Below are 19,151 nucleotides of genomic sequence, written 5' to 3'. Positions count from 1 at the left end.
CGATGTCCGCCCGGATGCCGGCCGTGGCCGGCGTCCTTTCCGATTCCCCTTGTCGCCTGGAGCTGCCCTTGACGCACGCCCTGTCCTCTCGTTCGCCGCTGCGCCAGCGGTTCCGGCCGCTGTGGTGGCTGGGCATCGTCTACATCGCGATCTGCTTCGTCACCCGCATCGTGCTGCTGGTGATGTCCGGCAGCAACGTGGCGCCGAATCCGCTGCACTGGCTGTACGCGTTCGGCGTGGGCCTTGGCTACGACCTGATCACCTTCCTGTACCTCGCCTGGCCGATGGTGCTGTTCCTTTGGCTGGTGCCGACCCGGCGCGCGCCGGTGGCGGGCGTTGGGCGCTGGGCGCTGTACCTGGCCGGCATGGCGGCGCTGTACGCGGCCTGCCTCGGCCTGCTGTTCCTGCTGTGGCACGTGCACCTGCACGAGTCGTGGCCGATCCTCGCGGTGTTCCTGTTCTTCCTGCCGATGCCCGCGCTGGCCTACAACCGCCCCAGCGGGCAGTGGGGCCTGTACGTGCTGGGGCTGGCGCTGCTGTACGGCCTGCTGTTCGTGGCGGCGTCGGAACTGGTGTTCTGGAACGAGTTCAGCGTGCGCTTCAACTTCATCGCGGTGGACTACCTCGTCTACACCACCGAGGTAATCGGCAACATCCGCGAGTCCTACCCGATCGGCACCTGGCTGGCGCTACTGGTGGTGCTGGCGCTGGTGGTGTTCGTGCTCTCGCGCCGCGGCCTGCGCGCGCGCGACGACGGCAGCAGGCTGTGGCAGCGTGCCCGCGTGCCGCTGGTGTGGCTGGTGCTCACCGTGGCCTCGGTGGCCGGCGTGAACGGCGAGATGAAGGACCGCACCGCCAACAACTACGTCAACGAACTGGCCGGCAACGGCATCTACCAGTTCTTCGCCGCCTTCCGCAGCAGCCATCTCGACTACAAGAAGTTCTACCGCTCGCTGCCCGACGACGAAGCGTTCAAGTTGATCCGCCAACAGCTCAAGCAGCCAAACGCCACCTTCACCAGCGACGACCCGCGCGACCTGACGCGTGCCATCCGCGCGACGGGGCCGGAGAAACACCTCAATGTGGTGCTGATCAGCGTGGAAAGCCTGTCCGGCGACTACCTCGGCACCTTCGGCAACAAGCAGGGCCTCACGCCCTTCCTCGACTCGCTGGTCGGCAAGAGCATCTTCTTCGACAACCTCTACGCGAACGGCACGCGCACGGTGCGCGGGCTGGAGGCGCTGTCGCTTTCGGTACCGCCCACGCCGGGCGATTCGCTGGTGCGCGAGAAGAACAACGAGGATCTGTTCTCGCTGGCCAGCATCTTCAACCAGCGTGGCTACCAGTCGGAGTTCGTCTACGGCGGTTACGGCTACTTCGACAACATGAACTACTTCTTCAGCCATAACGGCTACAAGACGGTCGACCGCAGCGCAATCCCGAAGGACATGCCGATCCACAGCCAGAACGTGTGGGGCGTGGCCGACGAGGACCTGTACACCCTCGCGCTCTCGCAGATGGACCAGATCCACGCCGAAGGCAAGCCGTTCTTCCTGCACATCATGACCACCTCCAACCACCGCCCGTACACCTATCCGGCGGATCGGGTGAAGTGGCAGGCGCCGTCGCGACCGGGCGCGGTCGCCTACACGGACTGGTCGATCGGGGATTTCATCAAGCGCGCACGCGCGAAGCCGTACTTCGCCGACACCGTGTTCGTGATCACCGCCGACCACTGCGCCTCCAGCGCGGGCAAGACCAGCATCCCGATCAATCGCTACCACATCCCGCTGTGGATCTACGCGCCGAAGCAGTTCAAGCCGCAGCGCGTGGAGGAGCTGATGGGCCAGCTCGACATCCCGCCCACCCTGCTCGGCCTGCTCGACTTCAGCTACCGCACGCGCTTCTTCGGCAAGGACGTGTTCCAGGAAACGCCGGGGCAGGGCCACGCCCTGCCCGGCACGTACGAGAAGCTGGGTTATCTGCGCGGCGACACGCTCTCCATCCTCGAGCCGCGCAAGCGGCTGGAGCAGCTGAAGCCGGACTTCGCCACCGGCGACGCCACGCCCGTGGTGCCGGTGAAGCAGGATCAGGTGGACACCGCAATCGCCTACTACCAGGTGGCCAGCGACCTGTACAAGCACGGCGGGCTGGCGCTGCAACCCGGCGACAAGACCAAGGTGGAGCCGCTGCCGGCGCCGGCAGGCACGGCTGCGGCACCGGCTGCCGCGGCGTCGACCGCGCGGCCGTAGGTGGTACGCCCTGCGCGCGACCGCTCGGGCCACGATCGTGCCCGGGACGTTCGCGCCCGGGCGGTCCCTACGCGGCCCCGCCACCCTTTTCGGCCCGCTGCGGCAACAGCCAGCGCACCGCCAGGATGCCCAGCTCGTACAGCAGGCACATCGGGATCGCGAGCAGGATCATCGAGGTGATGTCCGGCGGCGTGATCAACGCCGCCACCGCGAACGCGCCCACGATGGCGTAGCGCCGCGCATTGCGCAGCTTGGCGATGTCCACGATGCCCACCGCGGCGAGGATCACCACCGCCACCGGCACCTCGAAGCACAGGCCGAAGGCGAAGAACATCAGCATCACGAAATCGAGGTAGTGCGTGATGTCGGTCATCATCTCCACGCCAGCGGGCGTCACCGCAGTGAGGAAGCGGAACGCCGCCGGCAGCACCAGGAAATACGCGAACGCGCAGCCGCAGTAGAACAGCACCAGCGCGGCGACCAGCAGCGGTCGGGCGAGGCGTTTCTCGTGCTTGTACAGGCCCGGGCTCACGAAGGCCCACAGCTGGTACAGGATCACCGGCATGCTGATGAACAGCGCGGCGTAGAACGCCAGCTTCAGCGGCGTGATGAACGGGCTCGCCACCTCGGTGGCGATCAGGTGCGCGCCCTGCGGCAGGCGCGCCACCAGCGGCGCGGCGAGCTCCGAGTAGAGCCTGTTCGCAAACGGCGCCAGCGCCACCAGCACGAGCAGCACGCAGGCGATCGCCTTGAGCAGGCGCGAGCGCAGCTCGATCAGGTGCGAGAACAGGCCTTGCTGCAGGTCGTCGCCGAGGTCGTCGGGATCAGTGGCCGCCATGCGCGGGCTCCTTGGTGGCCGGCTCCACCGACGGCTCGCCCAGCGGCAGCTCCCGTTGCGGCTCGGACGCGACTTCCGGCGAGGCGGGTTCCGGCGCGCCCGCGGACTTCAGCGTCGACACCGCCTCGTCGACCGGCTGGCGCACCTGCTGCACGCCGTCCCTGAACTCGTTCTGTGCCGCCTCGGCCCGCGCGGCGGCCTCGCGGGCGGCGCGCTTGATTTCTTCCACTTCCAGTTCGCGCTCCACCTCGGCGCGCACGCTGTCCCAGCCGCTGCGCACGCGGCGCAGCAGCGCGCCCGCGGTGCGCGCCGCGCCGGGCAGCTTCTCGGGACCGAGCACGATCAGCGCGACGAGTGCCAGCAGCACCAGCTTGGCGAAGCTGATCTCGATCATCGCGCGAATTCCGGACCGCGCTTACTTCGACTCGTGCGAGTCGCGCTGGTCCTGCGTGCCGGCGTTCGCCGACGACGAGGCCGCCGGCGGGTCGGCGCGCAGCTGCTCCTTCGTCTGCTGCGATTCCCCCGATTTCTCGTCCTCGTCGCCGTGCATGGCCTTCTTGAAGCCGCGTACGGCGTTGCCGAGGTCGGAGCCGATGTTGCCGATCTTCCTGGTGCCGAAGATCAGCAGCACGATGACCAGGAGCAGGAGCCAATGCCAGATGCTGTCAAAACCCATGATGTTCCTCGAGGCGACCCGGGGCGGAAACGGCTCCGCCCGCGGACTGCCGATCTTCGCACAAGGCGGTCACCTGGAAGTGTACTCTTCCAGCGTGTCGCGGAACTTCACCACGGCCTGCGGCACGTTGCCCACGCCACCCTCGAAGATCCGCCGCGGGGTGATGCCGGCGCCATACACCTCCGCATTGGCGTCGTAGTCGATGCGCATCACGCCGCCGTTCAGCGCCACGCCGGCGAACAGGCCGCGCGCGCGCGAGTAGGAGTAGATCTCCGCCCGCATGTTCTGGTCAGTGTCGGCGCTGGCGCTGCGGCCCACCGGGCCCGCCGCGGCGGTGGCATCGGCGCCGAAGGTGAACTTGCCGTTGACGATGGAATCCACCCCGCGCTGGGTGCGGAATACCAGCACCACGTCGGTGGACGACACGCCGGCCTGGAAGCCCACGCTGGCGCCGGTAAGGGTGATGAAGCTGGGGTTGGACCAGGTGCCGTCCGGCCGCTTCACCGAGATCAGTCCCTCGCCGCGGCGGCCGCCGAAGATGAAGCCGGCCTTGAGCAGGTCGGGGATCACCGCGATCGCGCGCGCCTCCTTCAGCAGGTCGCTGGGAATGGACTTGTCCGGCGCCTGCTCGATCGTGTTGAGCACGTTCACCGCGTTCTGCGCGCGCACCAGCGGCGGATCCTCGGCGTGCGCGGCCATTGCCGGCACCAGCAGGGCCGCGCCGACCAGCAGCAGGCGATGCAGGGATGTCTTGAACATGGGCAGCTCCGTAGCGGGGTTTGCGGGGATGCACGTCGCGCTTGTGGCAGACTCTGGGCAATCCAGCCGTCGGCGCCACGATGCCTGACCACAGTCACTATACCGGCCCCGCCGGCCATTCCATCCCTGTCGCGGCGGCCCCCGTTCAGACAGCCGTCCTGCTGGTGAACCTGGGCACGCCCGCTGCGCCCACGGCGAAGGCCGTGCGCGCCTACCTGGCCGAATTCCTGTCCGACCGCCGGGTGATCGACTATCCGCGCTGGCTGTGGTGGCCGATCCTGCATGGTGTGATCCTGCGGCTGCGTCCGCGGCGCTCCGCGCATGCCTATCGACGCATCTGGGACGCGAAGGGTTCCCCGTTGCGCTGGGGCAGCGAGGCGCTGGCCCGCGCGCTGCAGGCCGAACTGGGTGGGAGCGTGCGCGTGGCGCTGGCGATGCGCTACGGCGAACCGGCGGTGGGCCGGACCATCGCGGCGCTGCAGGCCGGGGGCGCGCGCCGCCTGCTCGTGCTGCCGCTGTACCCGCAGTACTCGGCCACCTCCACTGGCTCCGTGATCGACGCGGTGGCCGACGCGATGAAGGCGCTGCGCTGGCCGCCCGAGCTGCGTTGCGTCAACGACTACCACGACGATCCCGGCCACATCGAGGCGTTGGCAGCAAGCATCGAACGCTGGTGGGCAGCGCACGGCCGCGGCGACAAGCTGCTGCTGTCCTTCCACGGCATCCCCGAACGCTACGTGCGCCTCGGCGACCCCTATGCCGGGCAGTGCCTCACCACCGCGCGCCTGCTGCGCGAGCGGCTGGGGCTGGACGAATCGCAACTGGTGCTGAGCTTCCAGTCACGCGTGGGCCGCGAGCGCTGGCTGGAACCCTACACCGACGCCACCGTGCGCCGGCTGGCCGGCGAGGGCGTGCGGCGGCTCGACGTGGCCTGCCCCGGCTTCGCAGTGGATTGCCTGGAGACGCTGGAGGAGGTGGCGATGCAGAACCGCGACTTCTTCCGCGCCGCCGGCGGCACGGACTTGCGCTACATCCCCGCGCTCAACGACAGCGAGGAACAGGCGCGCAGCCTCGCCGCACTGGTACGCCGCCACCTCGGCGGCTGGCCGGCGTGAATGCGCCGCGCGAGCGGCGCATCGCCCTGCCGCGCCTTGCGCTCGCCGCGCTGGAATGGGGCGATCCCGCCGCGCCGGCACTGGTCGCCCTGCACGGCTGGCTGGACAACGCCGGCAGCTTCGCCGCGCTGGCGCCGTTGCTGGTACCGCACTACCGCGTGGTCGCGCTGGAACTGCCCGGCCACGGCCATAGCGGACACCTGCCCGCAGGCGCCGACTACCACTACCTCGACCACGTGCGCGCCGTGCTGGCCGCGCTCGACGTGCTGGAACTGCCGCGCGGTCGCCTGCTCGGCCACTCGCTGGGCGCCGGCATCGCCTCGCTGGTGGCTGCCGCGGCGCCGGAACGGATCGAGCGGCTGTGGCTGATCGAGGGACTGGGGCCGCTGGGCGACGACGGCACGCACACGCTGCAACGCTATCGCGACGCGCTGGCCGCGCCGCCCGCGGACGGCAAGACGCTGCGCGTGTTCCGCGACGCGGACCAGGCGGCCCGCGCCCGCGCCATGGCCAGCGGCCTCGACGCGCGCCTGGCACGCCCCATCGTGGAGCGCGGCCTGCGCGAGGTCGAAGGCGGCTGGCAGTGGCGCAGCGATCCGCGGCTCGTGCGTCCCAGCGCGATCCGGCTCGCCGAGACGCAGATCCGCGCCCTGCTGGCCGGCATCGAGGCGCCCGCCGCCCTGCTGCTGTCGCAACCCGCCACACCGTACCTGCCCGCGGCGATGATGCGCGAACGCGCGGCCTGTGTGCCGCGCATCGCGGTCGAGCACCTGGCCGGCGGCCATCACCTGCAACTGGAGCATCCGCAGGCGGTGGCGCAATGGATGCTGCGCCACACCACCGCGTGAATTCCCTTGCCGGCCCGCAGGGAGCGGGGCTCAGCCCGAGATGGCCAGGCGCTCCGAGCGGTACAGCTGCGCGGTGACGCCCACCGCGACCAGCGCCGCCGCCAGCGTGCCGGCAAGGCACAGCACGAGCTGCCCGCCGCTGACGCCGTCGCCGCGCAGCTGCTGCATGATGCCGAGATTCTGGCCGAGCAGCGGCACCGCGTACATCCAGGCCTGCGCCTTGATCGGCAGGAAGGCCAGCAAGGCGCTGGGGATCAACGGCACCATCATCAGCAGCGAGAGGTAGGTCTGCGCCTCGCGGTAGCTCTTGGCGAAGGCGGCCACCAGGGTCTGCAGCGCAGCCAGCAGCAGCACCAGCGGCAACATCAGCAGCAGCACGCAGCCCGCGAAGTGCCAGCCAAGGTCGATCTCCATGCCCAGCTTCTCGGCGGGAATGAAGCGGCCCACCAGCGCGAACGCCAGCAGGGTGATCGCAAGGCTGGCCAGCGAGAACGCGCAGATCGCCGCGAGCTTGCCCACGAGGATCTTCCAGCGCGCCACGGGGTTCGCGAACAGCGGCTCCAGCGACTGCCGCTCGCGCTCGCCGGCGGTGAGGTCGATCGCCAGGTACATGCCGCCCATGAACAGCGTGATCACGAAGAAGTACGGCAGCATCGCGAACATCAGCACCGCGCGCGACTGCGGCGTGGCCTGGTCGCGCCGCGCCACCTGCACCGGCCAGGCCGTGCCCGGCGACAGCCCGCGCGCCACCAGCCGCATCGCTCCCTGCTGGCGGGCGTAGGCTTCCACCAGCCTGCCGACCCGCTCCACCGCGCTGCCGGTGTCCCGCCGCGAGGAGTCGTAGAACATCTCCACCTGCACCGGCTCGCCCCTGCTCCAGGCCTTGCCGTAGTCGGCGCCGATGCGCAGCACCACGTCGGCATCCTGCTTGTGCACGGCCAGGCCGGGGTCGGCCACCGGCGCCTCCGGCACGATCCCGCCCTCCTTCAGCGCGTCGACCAGGTGCGGCGCGTACTGCGCCCCGATCACCGGCACGTGCAGCGGCTGGTCGGCCTTGTCCAGCTCGCGGTTCACCTGCACGTTGACCAGCATCACGAACAGCAACGGGCCCAGCAGCGGGCCGGTGAGGAAGGCGCTCGTCAGGGTGCGGCGGTCGCGCAGGTTCTCGCGCACCTCCTTCAGGAACACGGTCAACGCGGCGCCGGCGCGGCGCGCTTTCGAGGCGACAGCGTTCATGCGGCGAGGCCCTCCTCGCTGCCGATGATCTTCACGAAGGCATCCTCCAGATTGGTTTCCCCGGTCTGCGCACGCAGCGCGTCGGGCGTCTCGTCCGCCACCACGCGGCCGTGCGCGATCACCACGATGCGATCGCACAGCGCCGCCACCTCCTGCATGATGTGGCTGGAGAACAGCACGCAGCGGCCTTCCGCCTTCAGCTGCTGCATGAAGCGGCGCAGGCCCCGCGTGGCCATCACGTCGAGGCCGTTGGTGGGCTCGTCCAGGATCACGTTGCGCGGATCGTGGATCAGCGCGCGGGCGATCGCGGTCTTCACGCGCTGGCCCTGCGAGAAGCCTTCGGTGCGGCGATCGAGGATGTCGCGCATCTCCAGCGCGTCGACCAGCACCTCGCGACGCACACGCAGCGCGGCCTCGTCGATGCCCTGCAGGCGCGCGAAGTACTCGATGTTCTCGCGCGCGGTAAGCCGCTTGTACAGGCCGCGCGCATCGGGCAGCACGCCCAGCGCGCGACGCACGCTGAGCGGATCGGCGGCGGCGTCCACGCCATCCACCAGTACCTGGCCGCGGTCCGGCTTCATCAGCGTATAGAGCATGCGCAGCGTGGTGGTCTTGCCGGCTCCGTTGGGGCCGAGCAGACCGGTGATCTCGCCGTCGCGGGCGGCGAAGCCGACACCGTCAACGGCCTTCACCGTGCCGAACGCCTTGTGCAGGTCCCTCACCTCGATCATGGCGTGGCTCCATTGAAGTCGACGAAGAAAGGCACGGGCCGCAGGCGGTCCAGGCAACTCGAGTCCAGCGCCTTCGGGTCGGGGTGCTCGACGAAACGCTGCACCAGCCGCGGTCCGCAGCCGGCGGACAGCACGCTGTGGCCCTGGCCCTTGAACAGCAGCACGCGCGCGTTCGGCAGGTGCTTCGCCACCTCCTCGGCGTAGCGTGGCGGCGTCACCGGGTCGTACTGGCCGGCCAACAGCAGCACCGGCTTGGCGATCTTCAGCGGCTGGTGGAAGTCCGCCGGCCGCGCACCCTTCGGCCACACCGAGCAGATCGCCTTGTAGGCGTCGACCATGTGGTTGCCGAGCAGGGTGTCCGCGTCCTGCGCGCGCGCGGCGAGCAGGTCGGCGTCCTCGCTGCAGATCACCGAGTACGACATGCCGCTGCCGGCGAGGTCGGCCATGTCCACCGTCAGCAGTTTGGCCTGGCCCAGCAGCGGCCCCACGTCGCCGTGCGCGGCCGCGTCGATCGACAGCGGCAGCAGCGCGGCGGTGGGCGGGGTGTAGGCGAACATGCGCACCACGCTGACCAGCGAGTCCTCGCTCAGCACACGCTGCACGGTCCGGTAGGTCTCCGGGTCGCGAAAGCTCACCGGGTGCGGGTTCGCGCGCAAGGCGTCGCGCAACTGCACCAGCGTCTGGTACGGATGGCCAAAGCGCCGTCTGCAGGCAGCGTCGGCGTCGCAACGCGCGAACTGCGCCTTCAGCGCATCGTCGAGGTTGCGCGCGAAGTCCTCGCCCAGCACCACGCTGTTCGGCACCGTGCTGTCCAGCACCATGCTGCGCACCGCGCCGGGATAGCGCCCGGCGTACTGCTGCGCCACCCGCGTGCCGTAGGAGACGCCAATCAGGTCGAACTCGGGTACGCCCAACGCGCGGCGCACGTCTTCCAGGTCCTGCACCGCATCAGTGGTGGTGTAGTAGCGGGGGTCGGCATGCGTCTCCACCTGCTTCAGGCAGGCCGCCGCCTCGGCTCGCAGCTTGGCGGGATCGAAGCCGCTGTCGTTGTCCGCGGCAACCTTGTCGTCGGTCTTGCAGTCCAGCGCGTTCGAGCCGCCGGTACCGCGCTGGTCGAGCAGCAGGATGTCGCGGTGCGCGCGCAGCGGCTCCAGCATCGTCGCGATGGGTCCGGCGTAGTCGGAGGCCGCCTGCCCCGGGCCACCGGCGAGGAAGGCCAGCATGTCCGGGCTGGCGACCTGCGCGCCGGAGCGCAGCACCGCCAGCTTCAGCAGGATCTTCCGGCCCTGCGGGTCGGCGCGGTTCTCCGGTACCGCCAGCGAGCCGCACCATGCCGCGGTGCTCAGCCCGCTGTTCGGCTGGCCCAGCTCGCAGGCGCTCAGCGTGAGCGTACCGAGCTTCCAGGTGCGCGGCGGGGCGGGTTTCACCGCCGGCTGCGTGGAGGCCTTTTCCTGCGGCGATGCCGCTGGCCGATGCTGCGGCTGCTGCCGCCGTGTGGCGTGGTTGGCGGCGAAGATCGCGATCGCCACGGCCACGATGACGCCCATGCGTCTCCTCGGGTTCATGCTCATGTTTCGCTTCCTGGCTCGAAGATGGATTCGATCGGACGTCCAAACAGCTTCGCGATCCTGAAGGCGAGCGGCAGGCTGGGGTCGTACTTGCCTGTCTCGATCGCGTTGACAGTCTGCCGCGACACCTCCAGCCGCTCGGCGAGATCCGCCTGCGACCAGCCCTGTTCTCCGCGCAGTTCTCGCACGTGGTTGTTCATGCGCCGTCGCGGTCGGTTTGCCGCAGCGCGCGCGAACGTCGCCGCCAGACCACGGCGCCCAGCGCCATGAAGAAGATCGCCGTGGCGAACATCATCGCCGCCCCCCCGGGAGCGGAGCGCAGCCACAGGTAGGCGGCAAATGCCAGCATGAACGCGCCGATCCCGGCGAAGTACCACGGCAGCCATGCGCTGCCTTCCTCGACGCACGCGGAATCCATGCCATAGCGGCGCGACACCCACCTGTACGCGATGCCGTAACCCGCCATCAGCGTCGGGAACACCCAGATCAGCACCTCGCCGCCCAGCCGGACGACGCCGCCTGCGGCCAGGAATCCGCCGACCAGGCTGAGCGCGGACACCAGCGCCGTCGCCACGCCCAGCGCCACCAGGTTCGTGCGCTGCTCCAGCTCGTCGCTGTCGCGGATACGCCACCACATCAGCACGATGGCGTAGAGCACCGGCAGCACCGGTACCAGCGCGAGCATCGCCTTCAGCGGCAGGTTGCCGGCAGCATGCAGCAGGGGATCCGCCGCAAACAGCACGACCATGTAGACGATCATGGTCAGCATCAGCTGTTGCTGGTACCGCTTGTTGTTCATGCGCGACATGGCACCACCCTCACAGCGAATCCAGGAACCCGGCCAGGGTCCGGCGGAACTTCGCCGGCTGGTCGAGCATCGCGAAATGCCGCGACGGCGAGATCGACACCACCTTCGCCTCCGGCGCATTCGCCAAAAGGCTCTGGTAGTAGGCCGTCTTCTGCATCTCGCTCGTCGCCGGCTGCTTGCCCATGGCGGCGGCCGCAAAATCCGGCGCGTTGTACGGCGAGATCTCCAGGATCGGCACGTCTGCCTGCTTCAGGACCGGGCGGTAGTCGGCGGCCATGTCCGCAGCCATGTAATCGGCCGTGGCCTTGGCATCGCTGCGCGCCACCAGCGGTGCCTCGCGCATGGCGAGCGACGGATCGATCACCCCGACGTGCTGCATGTACGACAACGCCGCGGCCTGGAACTGCGCCGGCGTCATCGCGGCAAGCCTGGCCTTCATCCGCTCCGCGATCGCCTGCCGCTGCGCGGCCCTCGCCCGGTCCATGCCGGGAAAGACCGGCAAGCCGTCCACCGCCACGACGCCCGACAGCAGCTTCGCGTGCTCGCCGGCAAAACGCAGCGACAACGTGCCGCCGATGCTGTGCCCCACCAGCACCGGCCTGTCGATGTGCTCCCGCTCGATCAGCTGCAACAGCGAAGCGTCCGCGCGATCCAGCAGCGTCCCGGCCCCGGCGTCGTGCGCCGGCGGCGGCACGCCGTCGAAACCGGCCAGCGTCACCGCGTACACCACGTGATCCTTTTGGAGATCGGCAATCGTCTGCTCCCACACCCACGGACCGCATTCCAGGCCGGGGATCAGGATCACCGGGCGGCCATGGTCGCCGTGCCGCTCGAACCTCAGCGTGCCGACCTGGCCGCTCGCCGCACCGACGTCCGCCGCCGACGCCACGGGCGTGCCGCCCATGGCGAACGCCGTGAATGCCAACAGAACACGAAATACCGCACCGACCGCACCGTGGACCCCGCGCATCGCAACCCCTCCTGCCGAATGTAAAGTGTGCTTTACATTCGCAGCCTAGCGATACCCTGCCCCGGGTGTCAAGCGTGCTTTACATATCCGGCAGGACCGGCGACGGCAAGAGACAGCAGTGCCGTTCCTGAGCAAGCGCGCCCCGGGTGATTCATGGTCACTTTTTGACGCGGTAGGCCACGATGGCCCAACCGTTGCTTCCGCGAGACAAGCCCGCGACGGCCACGCGAGATGGACCCGCGAAGCCGCAATCCGCACCCGGGGATCGCCCCGACTGAGACGGGGCCGGCTGTCCCGACACCGGCTCTTTATCACCGTCATCGACGAAGAAGCTGCAAATTGGCTTCATGAAAGGCGAAGATGATCGTATTTTTGTGCAGGATGACCGGCACACCGCTCGACGCACGGTGCTGTGTCCATGCGTGGATCCTCTCGCCCGTCGCTCAAGTGCGCAGCGCGACAGCTGCATGACCTTCATGCCAAACCTCCTGCGACATTCTAGAATTGAGAAGCGGATCACATTTTGGCCCGATCTTTGCTCCAGCAGACACCGACAGCTTGCCTCACCGCCTGTTGGAAGAGTGGCGCCGCAACATCCGCCATGGAGACACCGACAAGCTGTTGCAAACCGACTAGACCACCGGAAACCCAAGGAAACACCATGACCAAGACGCTACTCTCCACCGCTTTCGTCGCCATCCTCGGCGCGGTGGCTTTCGTGCCGGCAGCCCGGGCGGCCGGCAACACCGGCACCATCCAGATCAATGGCAAGGTGCTGCAGGACACCTGCACGGTCGCCGTCAACGGCGGCGCCGGCACCACCGTGACCATGACCCCGGTCATGACCTCGAGCCTGGCCTCCGCCGGCGCCACCGCGGGCGCCACCCCCTTCACCCTCGACCTCAGCAACTGCGATGCGAATGCCACCTCGGCGCAGCTGAGCTTCACGAGCGGCTCGAACAACGCCGCGGACGGCAACCTCACGAACACCGGCAGCGCCGGCAACGTCGAGGTTCAGCTGCTGGCCGGCGGCACCAGCGGCAGCGTCGTCGACGTCGGCACCGACGCCAATGCTCCCGCCGTTTCGCTCACCAGCGGCTCGGGCAGCACCAGCATGGCCGCCCGGTACTACGCCACGGCAGCGGCGACGGCCGGCCTGGTCAGCACCAGCGCCAGCATCACCTTCACCTACCAGTAAGACCGCAGGCGACACCGCGTGCCGCAGCCGCCCGATTCCGGCTGCGGCACGCCTCCGCACAACCCCGACGCCCGGCCCGACAGGGACACCCTTCATGAAAAGCCTTCTCTGCACCTTGGGCGCAGCCTTGGCCGCGCTCGTCGTCGGCATCGGCCCCGCACATGCCAGCGTCGTCGTCGGCGGCACCCGCGTGGTGCTGCCGGCCCAGCAGGGCGAGATCACCGTGCGCCTGACCAACGACAGCGACCACCCCGCGCTGGTCGAGGCGTGGATCGATACGGGCGACCTGAATTCGACACCGGACAACGCCAACTCGCCCTTCCTGATCACGCCGCCGCTGTTCCGCATGGATCCGCACAAGGACCAGAGCCTGCGGATCATCTATGCCCAGGGCGCCCAGCCGCTGCCGGCCGACCGCGAGTCGCTGTTCTGGCTGAACGTGCTGGAGGTTCCACCCAAGCCCAGCGGTTCGCAGCACGCGGGCCAGAACTACCTGCAGTTCGCGATACGTTCGCGGCTGAAGCTGTTCTATCGTCCGGCCGGCCTGTCGGGCGACGCGATGAAAGCGCCTGACAAGCTGGTCTTCAAGGCCGTCGGCGAGCCAGGTGCGGCGCTGGAGGCGCACAACCCCACGCCGTACTACATCACCATCAGCAAGCTTGCGCTTGGCACCGGCGGCAAGACGATCGACGGCGCCAGCGGCATGGTGGCCCCGTTCGGCGACCTGCGCCTCCCGCTCAAGGCCCAGACCCAGGCGCCCGCTGCCGGCACTCCGGTCAGTTTCACCACCATCGACGACTACGGCGCGGCTGACGCCCATAAGGGCACCGTGGCGCAATGACGCGGCGGCGCGCCACGCTTCGCCATCCAACCGGGCGCCACGCGGCGCTCGCTATGGCGTGTGGCCTGGCGCTGAGCGCCGCCATGGGCTGCCCGCGTCCGGCATGGGCGGCCGCCGCAGATGCACCAGCCGATGCCAGTGCGGAAGGCGGCTTCGCCAACTTCGACCGCAGCATGCTTGCCGGCGCCGGGCGCGCCACGGCCGACGTCTCGCGCTTCGAACACGGCAACCCCGTGCTGCCCGGCATCTACAACCTCGACGTCTACCTCAACAACAACTGGGTAGGCCGCATGGACGTGCGCTTCGCCGCACCGTCCGCCGACGCCAACGCTGTCCCCTGCATAAGCACCCAGCTGCTAGACCGCATGGGCATCGCGCCCGCCAAGGCCGATGCCGCGGCTGCCGCGAGGCTGTCGTCACCTGCCTGCGTGGGCCTCGGCGACCTGATTCCCGGCGCGAAACTGTCCGTCGACATGTCCAGCCTGCGCATGGACGTCAGCATCCCGCAGGCATACATGAACCAGCGACCACGCGGCTGGGTGAACCCAGCTTCGTGGGACGCGGGTGTGCCTGCATTCCTGCTCAACTACAACTTCAACAGCTACCGCACCACCAGCGGCGGGCAAAGCCAGACCAGCACCTATCTCGGCCTGCGTGCCGGCTTCAACATCGGCCTCTGGCAGTTCCGGCAGGACAGTACCGTCACGCAGGAATCGGGGAGCCACCAGCCGAGCCAGCGCCACTGGCACAACATCGACGCCTACGTGCAGCGCGCGCTGCCCGGCCTCGGCGCCATGTTGAGCCTGGGCGACAGCTTCACCGATGGTGCCGTGTTCGACAGCTACGGCCTGCGCGGCGTGCAGCTGGCCACCGACGACCGCATGCTGCCGCAGTCGCTGCGCGGCTACGCGCCGGTGGTGCATGGCGTGGCCAACACCAACGCCAAGGTCACGGTGACCCAGAACGGCGTGCAGATCTACCAGACCACCGTCGCACCCGGCCCGTTCGTGATCGACGACCTCTACCCCACCGGCTACGGCGGCGACCTGGTCGTGAACGTGACGGAGGCCGACGGCCGTCAGCACAGCTTCACCGTGCCCTATGCCTCGGTGGCGCAGCTGATGCGTCCCGGCGTCACCCGCTTCGACGTCGCCGCCGGCCAGCTGCGCGACGTCACCCTGCAGAGCCGCCCCAACGTGATCCAGGCCGCGGTGCAGCACGGCTTCGGCAATCGCATCACCGGCTATGCCGGCATGCAGGGTTCGGAAGGCTATGCCGCGGTGCTGGTCGGCGGTGCGCTCAACACACGCTTCGGCGCGCTGGCCCTGGACGTCACCCAGGCCCATGCGAACATCCCCGGCTACGGTACCTACAACGGGCAGAGCTATCGCGTCAGCTACAGCAAGATCATCCCGGAAACCGATACCTCGCTGAGCGTGGCTGCCGACCGCTATTCCACCAGCGGGTTCCTGAGCCTGGGCGACGCCGAAACCGCGCGCGACTACGCCAAGCGCGGCATGAACGCGCTGCAATACCAGCCATCCAGCGTGCAGACGATCGACGGCCTGCCCGTGCAGAGCCTGCTCACGCGGGCCCAGCTCGCGGCGCTGAGCGGGACGACCTACAACGGCAACGGCATCTATGTCGCGCGCGGCCTGCTGCAACAGCGCAACCGCTTCACCCTGACGCTCAACCAGCAGCTGGGGCGCAGCGGCGGCTCGCTTTACGCCAATGCCTCGATCAACGACTACTGGAACCACAGCGGCACCGACTCCCAGTTCCAGGTGGGCTACAACAACCACTTCAGGCGCCTGGCTTACGGCTTCTCGGTCAGCCGCGGGCGCATGGCGATGGGCGGCTACGACAACCAGGTGTCCTTCAACGCCAGCCTGCCGCTGGGCGACACCCCGCATGCTCCCAGCATCACGTTCAACCTCAACCACGACACCAGCAGCGGCAACCAGGAACAGGCCACTCTCAACGGCACGCTGGGCCAGTGGAACCAGTTCACCTACGGCGCCACCGCCTCGCATGGCGGCAACGGCACCGGCAACGCCTACGGCGTGAACGCCGGCTACAACAGCCCCTACGCCACCTTCAACGCCAGCGTGGGCAATGGTGACGGATACTCGCAGGCATCCGTCGGCGCCAGCGGTGCGGTAGTCGCCCACCAGGGTGGCGTTACCTTCGGCCAGCCGACCGGCGACACCGTCGCCATCGTGCATGCACCCGGCGCCGCAGGCGCGCATATCCTCAATGCGCCCGGCCTCAGTGTGGATCGTGCCGGCTACGCGCTGGTGCCGTACCTCACGCCCTACCAACGCGACACGGTCCAGATCGATCCGCAGGGCCTGCCGCTGGGCGTGCAACTGGATGCCACCAGCGCCGACGTGGCGCCTTACGCCGGCGCGGTGGTGATGGTGAACTTCAAGAGCAAGTCCGGTCGCGCGCTGATCGCACGTGTCCGCACAGCGAACGGTGCGCCGGCTCCTTTCGGCGCGCAGGTGTTCGATGCCAGCAACCAGCCGCTCGGCGTGGTCGGCCAAGGCGGCATGGCGCTGCTGCGCGGCGTCGCCGCCGCCGGCAAGCTCAGTGTCCAGTGGGACGACGAGCAAGGCGCGGCGCACGCCTGCGCGTTCGCATATAAGCTGCCCCAGTCCGGCAGACATGCGCAGGCCTATCGGCAAATCCAGGTGACGTGCATGGCAGAGGATGCGCCGCGGTCACCGAAGGAAGGTGGAACATGATCGGTAGTGCGACCATCAGCGCGCCGCCGCCGCGCCGCACACCCTGCAGCGGCGCAGCAGGGCACGCATCACACATTGCCGTTCGCGCGCGCGGCCAGCACCGCGCCGAACGCACGCGATTCGCCATGCTGCTGCTGGCGTTGATTGCGCTGGCCTTGTCTGGCCGCGCCCATGCCAATTGCTCCGATACCTATAACCCCGGCGCTGTCACGTTCACGCCGCCGGGCGGCCAAATCATCTTGTCGAGCACCGGTACCGCCATAGGCACCGTGCTGTGGACGTCGTCGCAAGCCATTCCTGCAAATTACCCCACGCTCTACTGCACGGGCACCACCAACAACGGCGTCGTCAACAGCTACGGCCCGCCCACGGGCGGCGACCAAACCCTGTTCCCCACCAATCTTTCGTGGCTGTCCTACCGGATCCTGCATCCGGATGCGTCCAAACTCCTGTCGGCCTACCCGAACAACCCATCCGTGCCAACCGGATTCGTCGACTTCAGCGTGGCCTCCGCGTTGCAGCTGGTGGTGACCGGCCCCATCCCCCAGGGCCAGCAAGGCACCACGCAGCAGATGACCATTCCCGCCGGGACGCTGGCGCAATGGAATGTCGACATGACCAGCGGCTCCAGGCCCGTCGAGGTTTTCAACATAACCAACATCCAGTTCGTCATCCCCACCTGCACGGCGGCGGTGGACCCCACGGTGGTGACGCTACCCGCAACCACCACCTCGACCCTCACTGGTACAGGCGCCACCGCGGGCCAGACGCCGTTCAACGTGCAATTGAACTGCGTCGCCGGCTCCAACCTCAGCATTACCCTGAACACGAGCAACTATTACGGCTCGAAGAACCTCGGGGTGATCCGAGGCTCCACGGGCACGGGTCATGCGCAGAACGTGGGCGTGCAGATTCTCAAGCAGGATGGCGCCACGCCCGTTCGCTTCGGCCAGGCAATCTCCGAAGGCGCGACGTCGAACGGCGTCATGAATCTGCCGTTCTACGCGCGCTACTACCAGACAGGCATGCCTGCATCAGCCGGCAATGTCACCGCCACGGCCACCTACACGCTGACCTACAAGTAATCGCAGCGTTGGCCACGCCTCGAACCGCCGGTCGGTCGCCCGCGCCTGCCGTCCGTCAGTCGTAGGTGCGCACGATCACGCTCACTGCCAGCTTGCCGTCGGGCCCGGTTGGAGCGTGGCTGGCAAGATAGCTGAGCAGGCGGTCGTGGGCGAGGCTCCTCGCGTCGATGGGCTGCACGGTACGCGAATAGGTCCGCCCGGCATCGGCCGCGGTCTGGCCGCAAGCCAGATGGCGGGGCGCCTGCATGGCCCCGGGCGACAGCGGACTGGCCGCATCGATCTGCATCGCATCCGCGGCGCAGGTAGGCTCCAGCACCGCACCGGTGAAGCTGACCCGCCCGCCGCCCGCCCACGCGTTTGACATCGCCAGCGCGACGAGCGAACCGACCACCCAGCGATATCGACCGTTCATGATCCACCTCGCCCGGCACGCGAGAAACCGCGTGCCTTGGAAGGGCTCTCGGCACCTCCCCCGTGGACTTGATGGTGTGCGCCGGCCCCACCTCCGGAAATGTGAGGAGCATCACGTTTTTGACGACCACCAGTTCACATTTGGCATCTAGCGAACTGGCGGTGAAGGCAGCGTCTGCGCCCGCAAGCGCCTTATCGACACGCTGGTAACAAATCTGAAGCCGCCTCGTCTCGCCCCGGTCACGGCAACGCGGGGAGCCACCGGGCAACGCCCGGCCTTCGCGGCATGCGGCGGGGTTCAGCGGGAGGAAACGTACTTCTCCCGCCGGATCTGCGGCACCGGCAGGCCATACTCCTTGAGCGCGGCGAAGGCGGCGTCGACCATGTCGGGGTTGCCGCAGAGGTAGGCGATGTCGCGCTCCGCGCGCGGCGCGAGTTCCCCCAGCGCATCCTGCACGTGTCCGCGGCGGTCGTCGGGGCGGGGCACGGCGCGCGGCTGGCGGCTGAGGCAGGCATGGAACGTGAAGCCGGGATGGCTCCGGGCGAAGGCCTCGAATTCCTCGCCGTAGAGCAGCTCGGCCTCGTTGCGTGCGCCGTAGAGCAGCACCACCTCGCGTCCACCCCCGGCCAGCAGCTGCCCGATCTGCGGCAGCATCGCCCGGTAGGGGGTGACGCCGGTGCCGGTGGCGAGCAGCAGGTAGCGCGGATGCACGTCGCCGGCCTGCAGGCAGAAGCGGCCGTAGGGGCCGCTGGCGTCGACCACGCCGCCGATCGGCAGTTCACCCAGCAGCCTGGTGGCCGCGCCGCCTTCCACGTAGCTCACCGCGATCTCGATGCGCCGCACCGGCGTGGAGCCGTCGCCCACGGTGGCCACCGAATAGCTGCGCTTGGTGGGCGTGCCGTCGTCGTACTGGAAGTGGATCTGCAGGAACTGTCCCGGCGCAAACGCCAGCGGCTGGCCATCCACGCGCTCGAACGCGAGGTGGCGCACGGCGGGCGCCAGCATGCGGCTGTCGACGAGGCGTAGCTGGAAATGGTCGGCCATGAAGCGGGTTCCGGGAAACAGTG

Annotated in this window: 19 protein-coding genes; 7 read left to right on the top strand and 12 right to left on the bottom strand. The window is 68.8% G+C overall.

The window, feature by feature from the left end; translation table 11 throughout:
• The first annotated feature begins 14 nt into the window (after positions 1 to 14).
• Positions 15 to 2,252, top strand: coding sequence for an LTA synthase family protein (locus ACQGNW_RS05675; RefSeq protein ID WP_426662723.1), 2,238 nt, complete (start codon positions 15 to 17; stop codon positions 2,250 to 2,252).
• Positions 2,253 to 2,319: 67 nt separating this feature from the next.
• Here ACQGNW_RS05675 and tatC read toward each other — a convergent pair whose 3' ends face one another.
• From tatC to ACQGNW_RS05655, 4 genes are all read right to left on the bottom strand, one after another.
• Positions 2,320 to 3,090, bottom strand: coding sequence for a twin-arginine translocase subunit TatC (gene tatC, locus ACQGNW_RS05670; protein ID WP_426662157.1), 771 nt, complete (start codon positions 3,088 to 3,090; stop codon positions 2,320 to 2,322).
• Positions 3,077 to 3,484 (bottom strand): Sec-independent protein translocase protein TatB, encoded by a 408-nt coding sequence (gene tatB, locus ACQGNW_RS05665; protein ID WP_426662156.1) that lies wholly within the window; start codon positions 3,482 to 3,484, stop codon positions 3,077 to 3,079. Before tatB ends, tatC begins: the two co-directional genes overlap by 14 nt.
• A gap of 21 nt (positions 3,485 to 3,505) precedes the next feature.
• On the bottom strand, positions 3,506 to 3,766 hold the full coding sequence (tatA, locus tag ACQGNW_RS05660) for a Sec-independent protein translocase subunit TatA (RefSeq protein WP_426662155.1): 261 nt from the start codon (positions 3,764 to 3,766) through the stop codon (positions 3,506 to 3,508).
• 69 nt (positions 3,767 to 3,835) lie between these two features.
• On the bottom strand, positions 3,836 to 4,525 hold the full coding sequence (locus tag ACQGNW_RS05655; protein WP_426662154.1) for a lipid-binding SYLF domain-containing protein: 690 nt from the start codon (positions 4,523 to 4,525) through the stop codon (positions 3,836 to 3,838).
• A gap of 80 nt (positions 4,526 to 4,605) precedes the next feature.
• Here ACQGNW_RS05655 and hemH point away from each other — a divergent pair, with 80 nt between their 5' ends.
• Together hemH and ACQGNW_RS05645 are read left to right on the top strand one after the other, a co-directional pair.
• A complete protein-coding gene (gene hemH / locus ACQGNW_RS05650) occupies positions 4,606 to 5,640 on the top strand; it encodes a ferrochelatase (RefSeq protein ID WP_426662153.1) in 1,035 nt (344 codons plus the stop codon).
• The gene (locus tag ACQGNW_RS05645) at positions 5,637 to 6,488 is read left to right on the top strand and encodes an alpha/beta fold hydrolase (protein WP_426662152.1); all 852 of its coding nucleotides are present in this window, start codon (positions 5,637 to 5,639) and stop codon (positions 6,486 to 6,488) included. The genes hemH and ACQGNW_RS05645 overlap by 4 nt, the downstream gene beginning before the upstream one ends.
• Before the next feature lie 30 nt (positions 6,489 to 6,518).
• Here ACQGNW_RS05645 and ACQGNW_RS05640 read toward each other — a convergent pair whose 3' ends face one another.
• The 6 genes from ACQGNW_RS05640 to ACQGNW_RS05615 are packed head-to-tail and all read right to left on the bottom strand — an operon-like array spanning position 6,519 to position 11,735.
• Positions 6,519 to 7,724, bottom strand: coding sequence for an ABC transporter permease (locus tag ACQGNW_RS05640; protein ID WP_426662151.1), 1,206 nt, complete (start codon positions 7,722 to 7,724; stop codon positions 6,519 to 6,521).
• The gene (locus tag ACQGNW_RS05635) at positions 7,721 to 8,455 is read right to left on the bottom strand and encodes an ABC transporter ATP-binding protein (RefSeq protein WP_426662150.1); all 735 of its coding nucleotides are present in this window, start codon (positions 8,453 to 8,455) and stop codon (positions 7,721 to 7,723) included. The genes ACQGNW_RS05640 and ACQGNW_RS05635 overlap by 4 nt, the downstream gene beginning before the upstream one ends.
• Complete coding sequence (locus ACQGNW_RS05630) at positions 8,452 to 10,026, bottom strand: alpha/beta hydrolase (RefSeq protein ID WP_426662149.1); 1,575 nt, start codon at positions 10,024 to 10,026, stop codon at positions 8,452 to 8,454. Before ACQGNW_RS05630 ends, ACQGNW_RS05635 begins: the two co-directional genes overlap by 4 nt.
• Complete coding sequence (locus ACQGNW_RS05625) at positions 10,023 to 10,223, bottom strand: helix-turn-helix transcriptional regulator (RefSeq protein WP_426662148.1); 201 nt, start codon at positions 10,221 to 10,223, stop codon at positions 10,023 to 10,025. The genes ACQGNW_RS05630 and ACQGNW_RS05625 overlap by 4 nt, the downstream gene beginning before the upstream one ends.
• Positions 10,220 to 10,822 carry a hypothetical protein gene (locus ACQGNW_RS05620; RefSeq protein ID WP_426662147.1) on the bottom strand — a complete coding sequence of 201 codons (603 nt, stop codon included), beginning with the start codon at positions 10,820 to 10,822 and terminating at the stop codon, positions 10,220 to 10,222. Before ACQGNW_RS05620 ends, ACQGNW_RS05625 begins: the two co-directional genes overlap by 4 nt.
• A gap of 19 nt (positions 10,823 to 10,841) precedes the next feature.
• Positions 10,842 to 11,735, bottom strand: a complete 894-nt coding sequence (locus tag ACQGNW_RS05615) for an alpha/beta fold hydrolase (RefSeq protein WP_426662146.1) — start codon at positions 11,733 to 11,735, stop codon at positions 10,842 to 10,844.
• 727 nt (positions 11,736 to 12,462) lie between these two features.
• Between ACQGNW_RS05615 and ACQGNW_RS05610 the strand changes: the two genes are divergently transcribed.
• The 4 genes from ACQGNW_RS05610 to ACQGNW_RS05595 all read left to right on the top strand — a co-directional run bounded on the left by ACQGNW_RS05610 (position 12,463) and on the right by ACQGNW_RS05595 (position 17,672).
• On the top strand, positions 12,463 to 12,999 hold the full coding sequence (locus ACQGNW_RS05610; RefSeq protein ID WP_426662145.1) for a fimbrial protein: 537 nt from the start codon (positions 12,463 to 12,465) through the stop codon (positions 12,997 to 12,999).
• 94 nt (positions 13,000 to 13,093) lie between these two features.
• Positions 13,094 to 13,840, top strand: coding sequence for a fimbrial biogenesis chaperone (locus tag ACQGNW_RS05605; protein WP_426662144.1), 747 nt, complete (start codon positions 13,094 to 13,096; stop codon positions 13,838 to 13,840).
• Positions 13,841 to 13,923: 83 nt separating this feature from the next.
• Positions 13,924 to 16,587, top strand: coding sequence for a fimbria/pilus outer membrane usher protein (locus ACQGNW_RS05600; RefSeq protein ID WP_426662143.1), 2,664 nt, complete (start codon positions 13,924 to 13,926; stop codon positions 16,585 to 16,587).
• Positions 16,584 to 17,672: a fimbrial protein gene (locus ACQGNW_RS05595; RefSeq protein ID WP_426662142.1), complete on the top strand. Its 1,089-nt coding sequence runs from the start codon at positions 16,584 to 16,586 to the stop codon at positions 17,670 to 17,672. The genes ACQGNW_RS05600 and ACQGNW_RS05595 overlap by 4 nt, the downstream gene beginning before the upstream one ends.
• Positions 17,673 to 17,727: 55 nt before the next feature.
• On the opposite strand, the gene ACQGNW_RS05590 is transcribed toward ACQGNW_RS05595, so the two are convergent.
• Both ACQGNW_RS05590 and ACQGNW_RS05585 read right to left on the bottom strand, forming a co-directional pair.
• Entirely contained in the window at positions 17,728 to 18,084 is a 357-nt protein-coding gene (locus ACQGNW_RS05590; RefSeq protein ID WP_426662141.1) for a hypothetical protein, read from the bottom strand.
• 297 nt (positions 18,085 to 18,381) lie between these two features.
• A complete protein-coding gene (locus ACQGNW_RS05585; protein ID WP_426662140.1) occupies positions 18,382 to 19,128 on the bottom strand; it encodes an FAD-binding oxidoreductase in 747 nt (248 codons plus the stop codon).
• Positions 19,129 to 19,151 lie beyond the last annotated feature (23 nt).

This window comes from Rhodanobacter aciditrophus (assembly GCF_050026795.1).
Classification (GTDB): domain Bacteria; phylum Pseudomonadota; class Gammaproteobacteria; order Xanthomonadales; family Rhodanobacteraceae; genus Rhodanobacter_A.
Note: the sequence above shows the minus strand (reverse complement) of the source record. Positions and strands in the feature narration are given on the sequence as shown.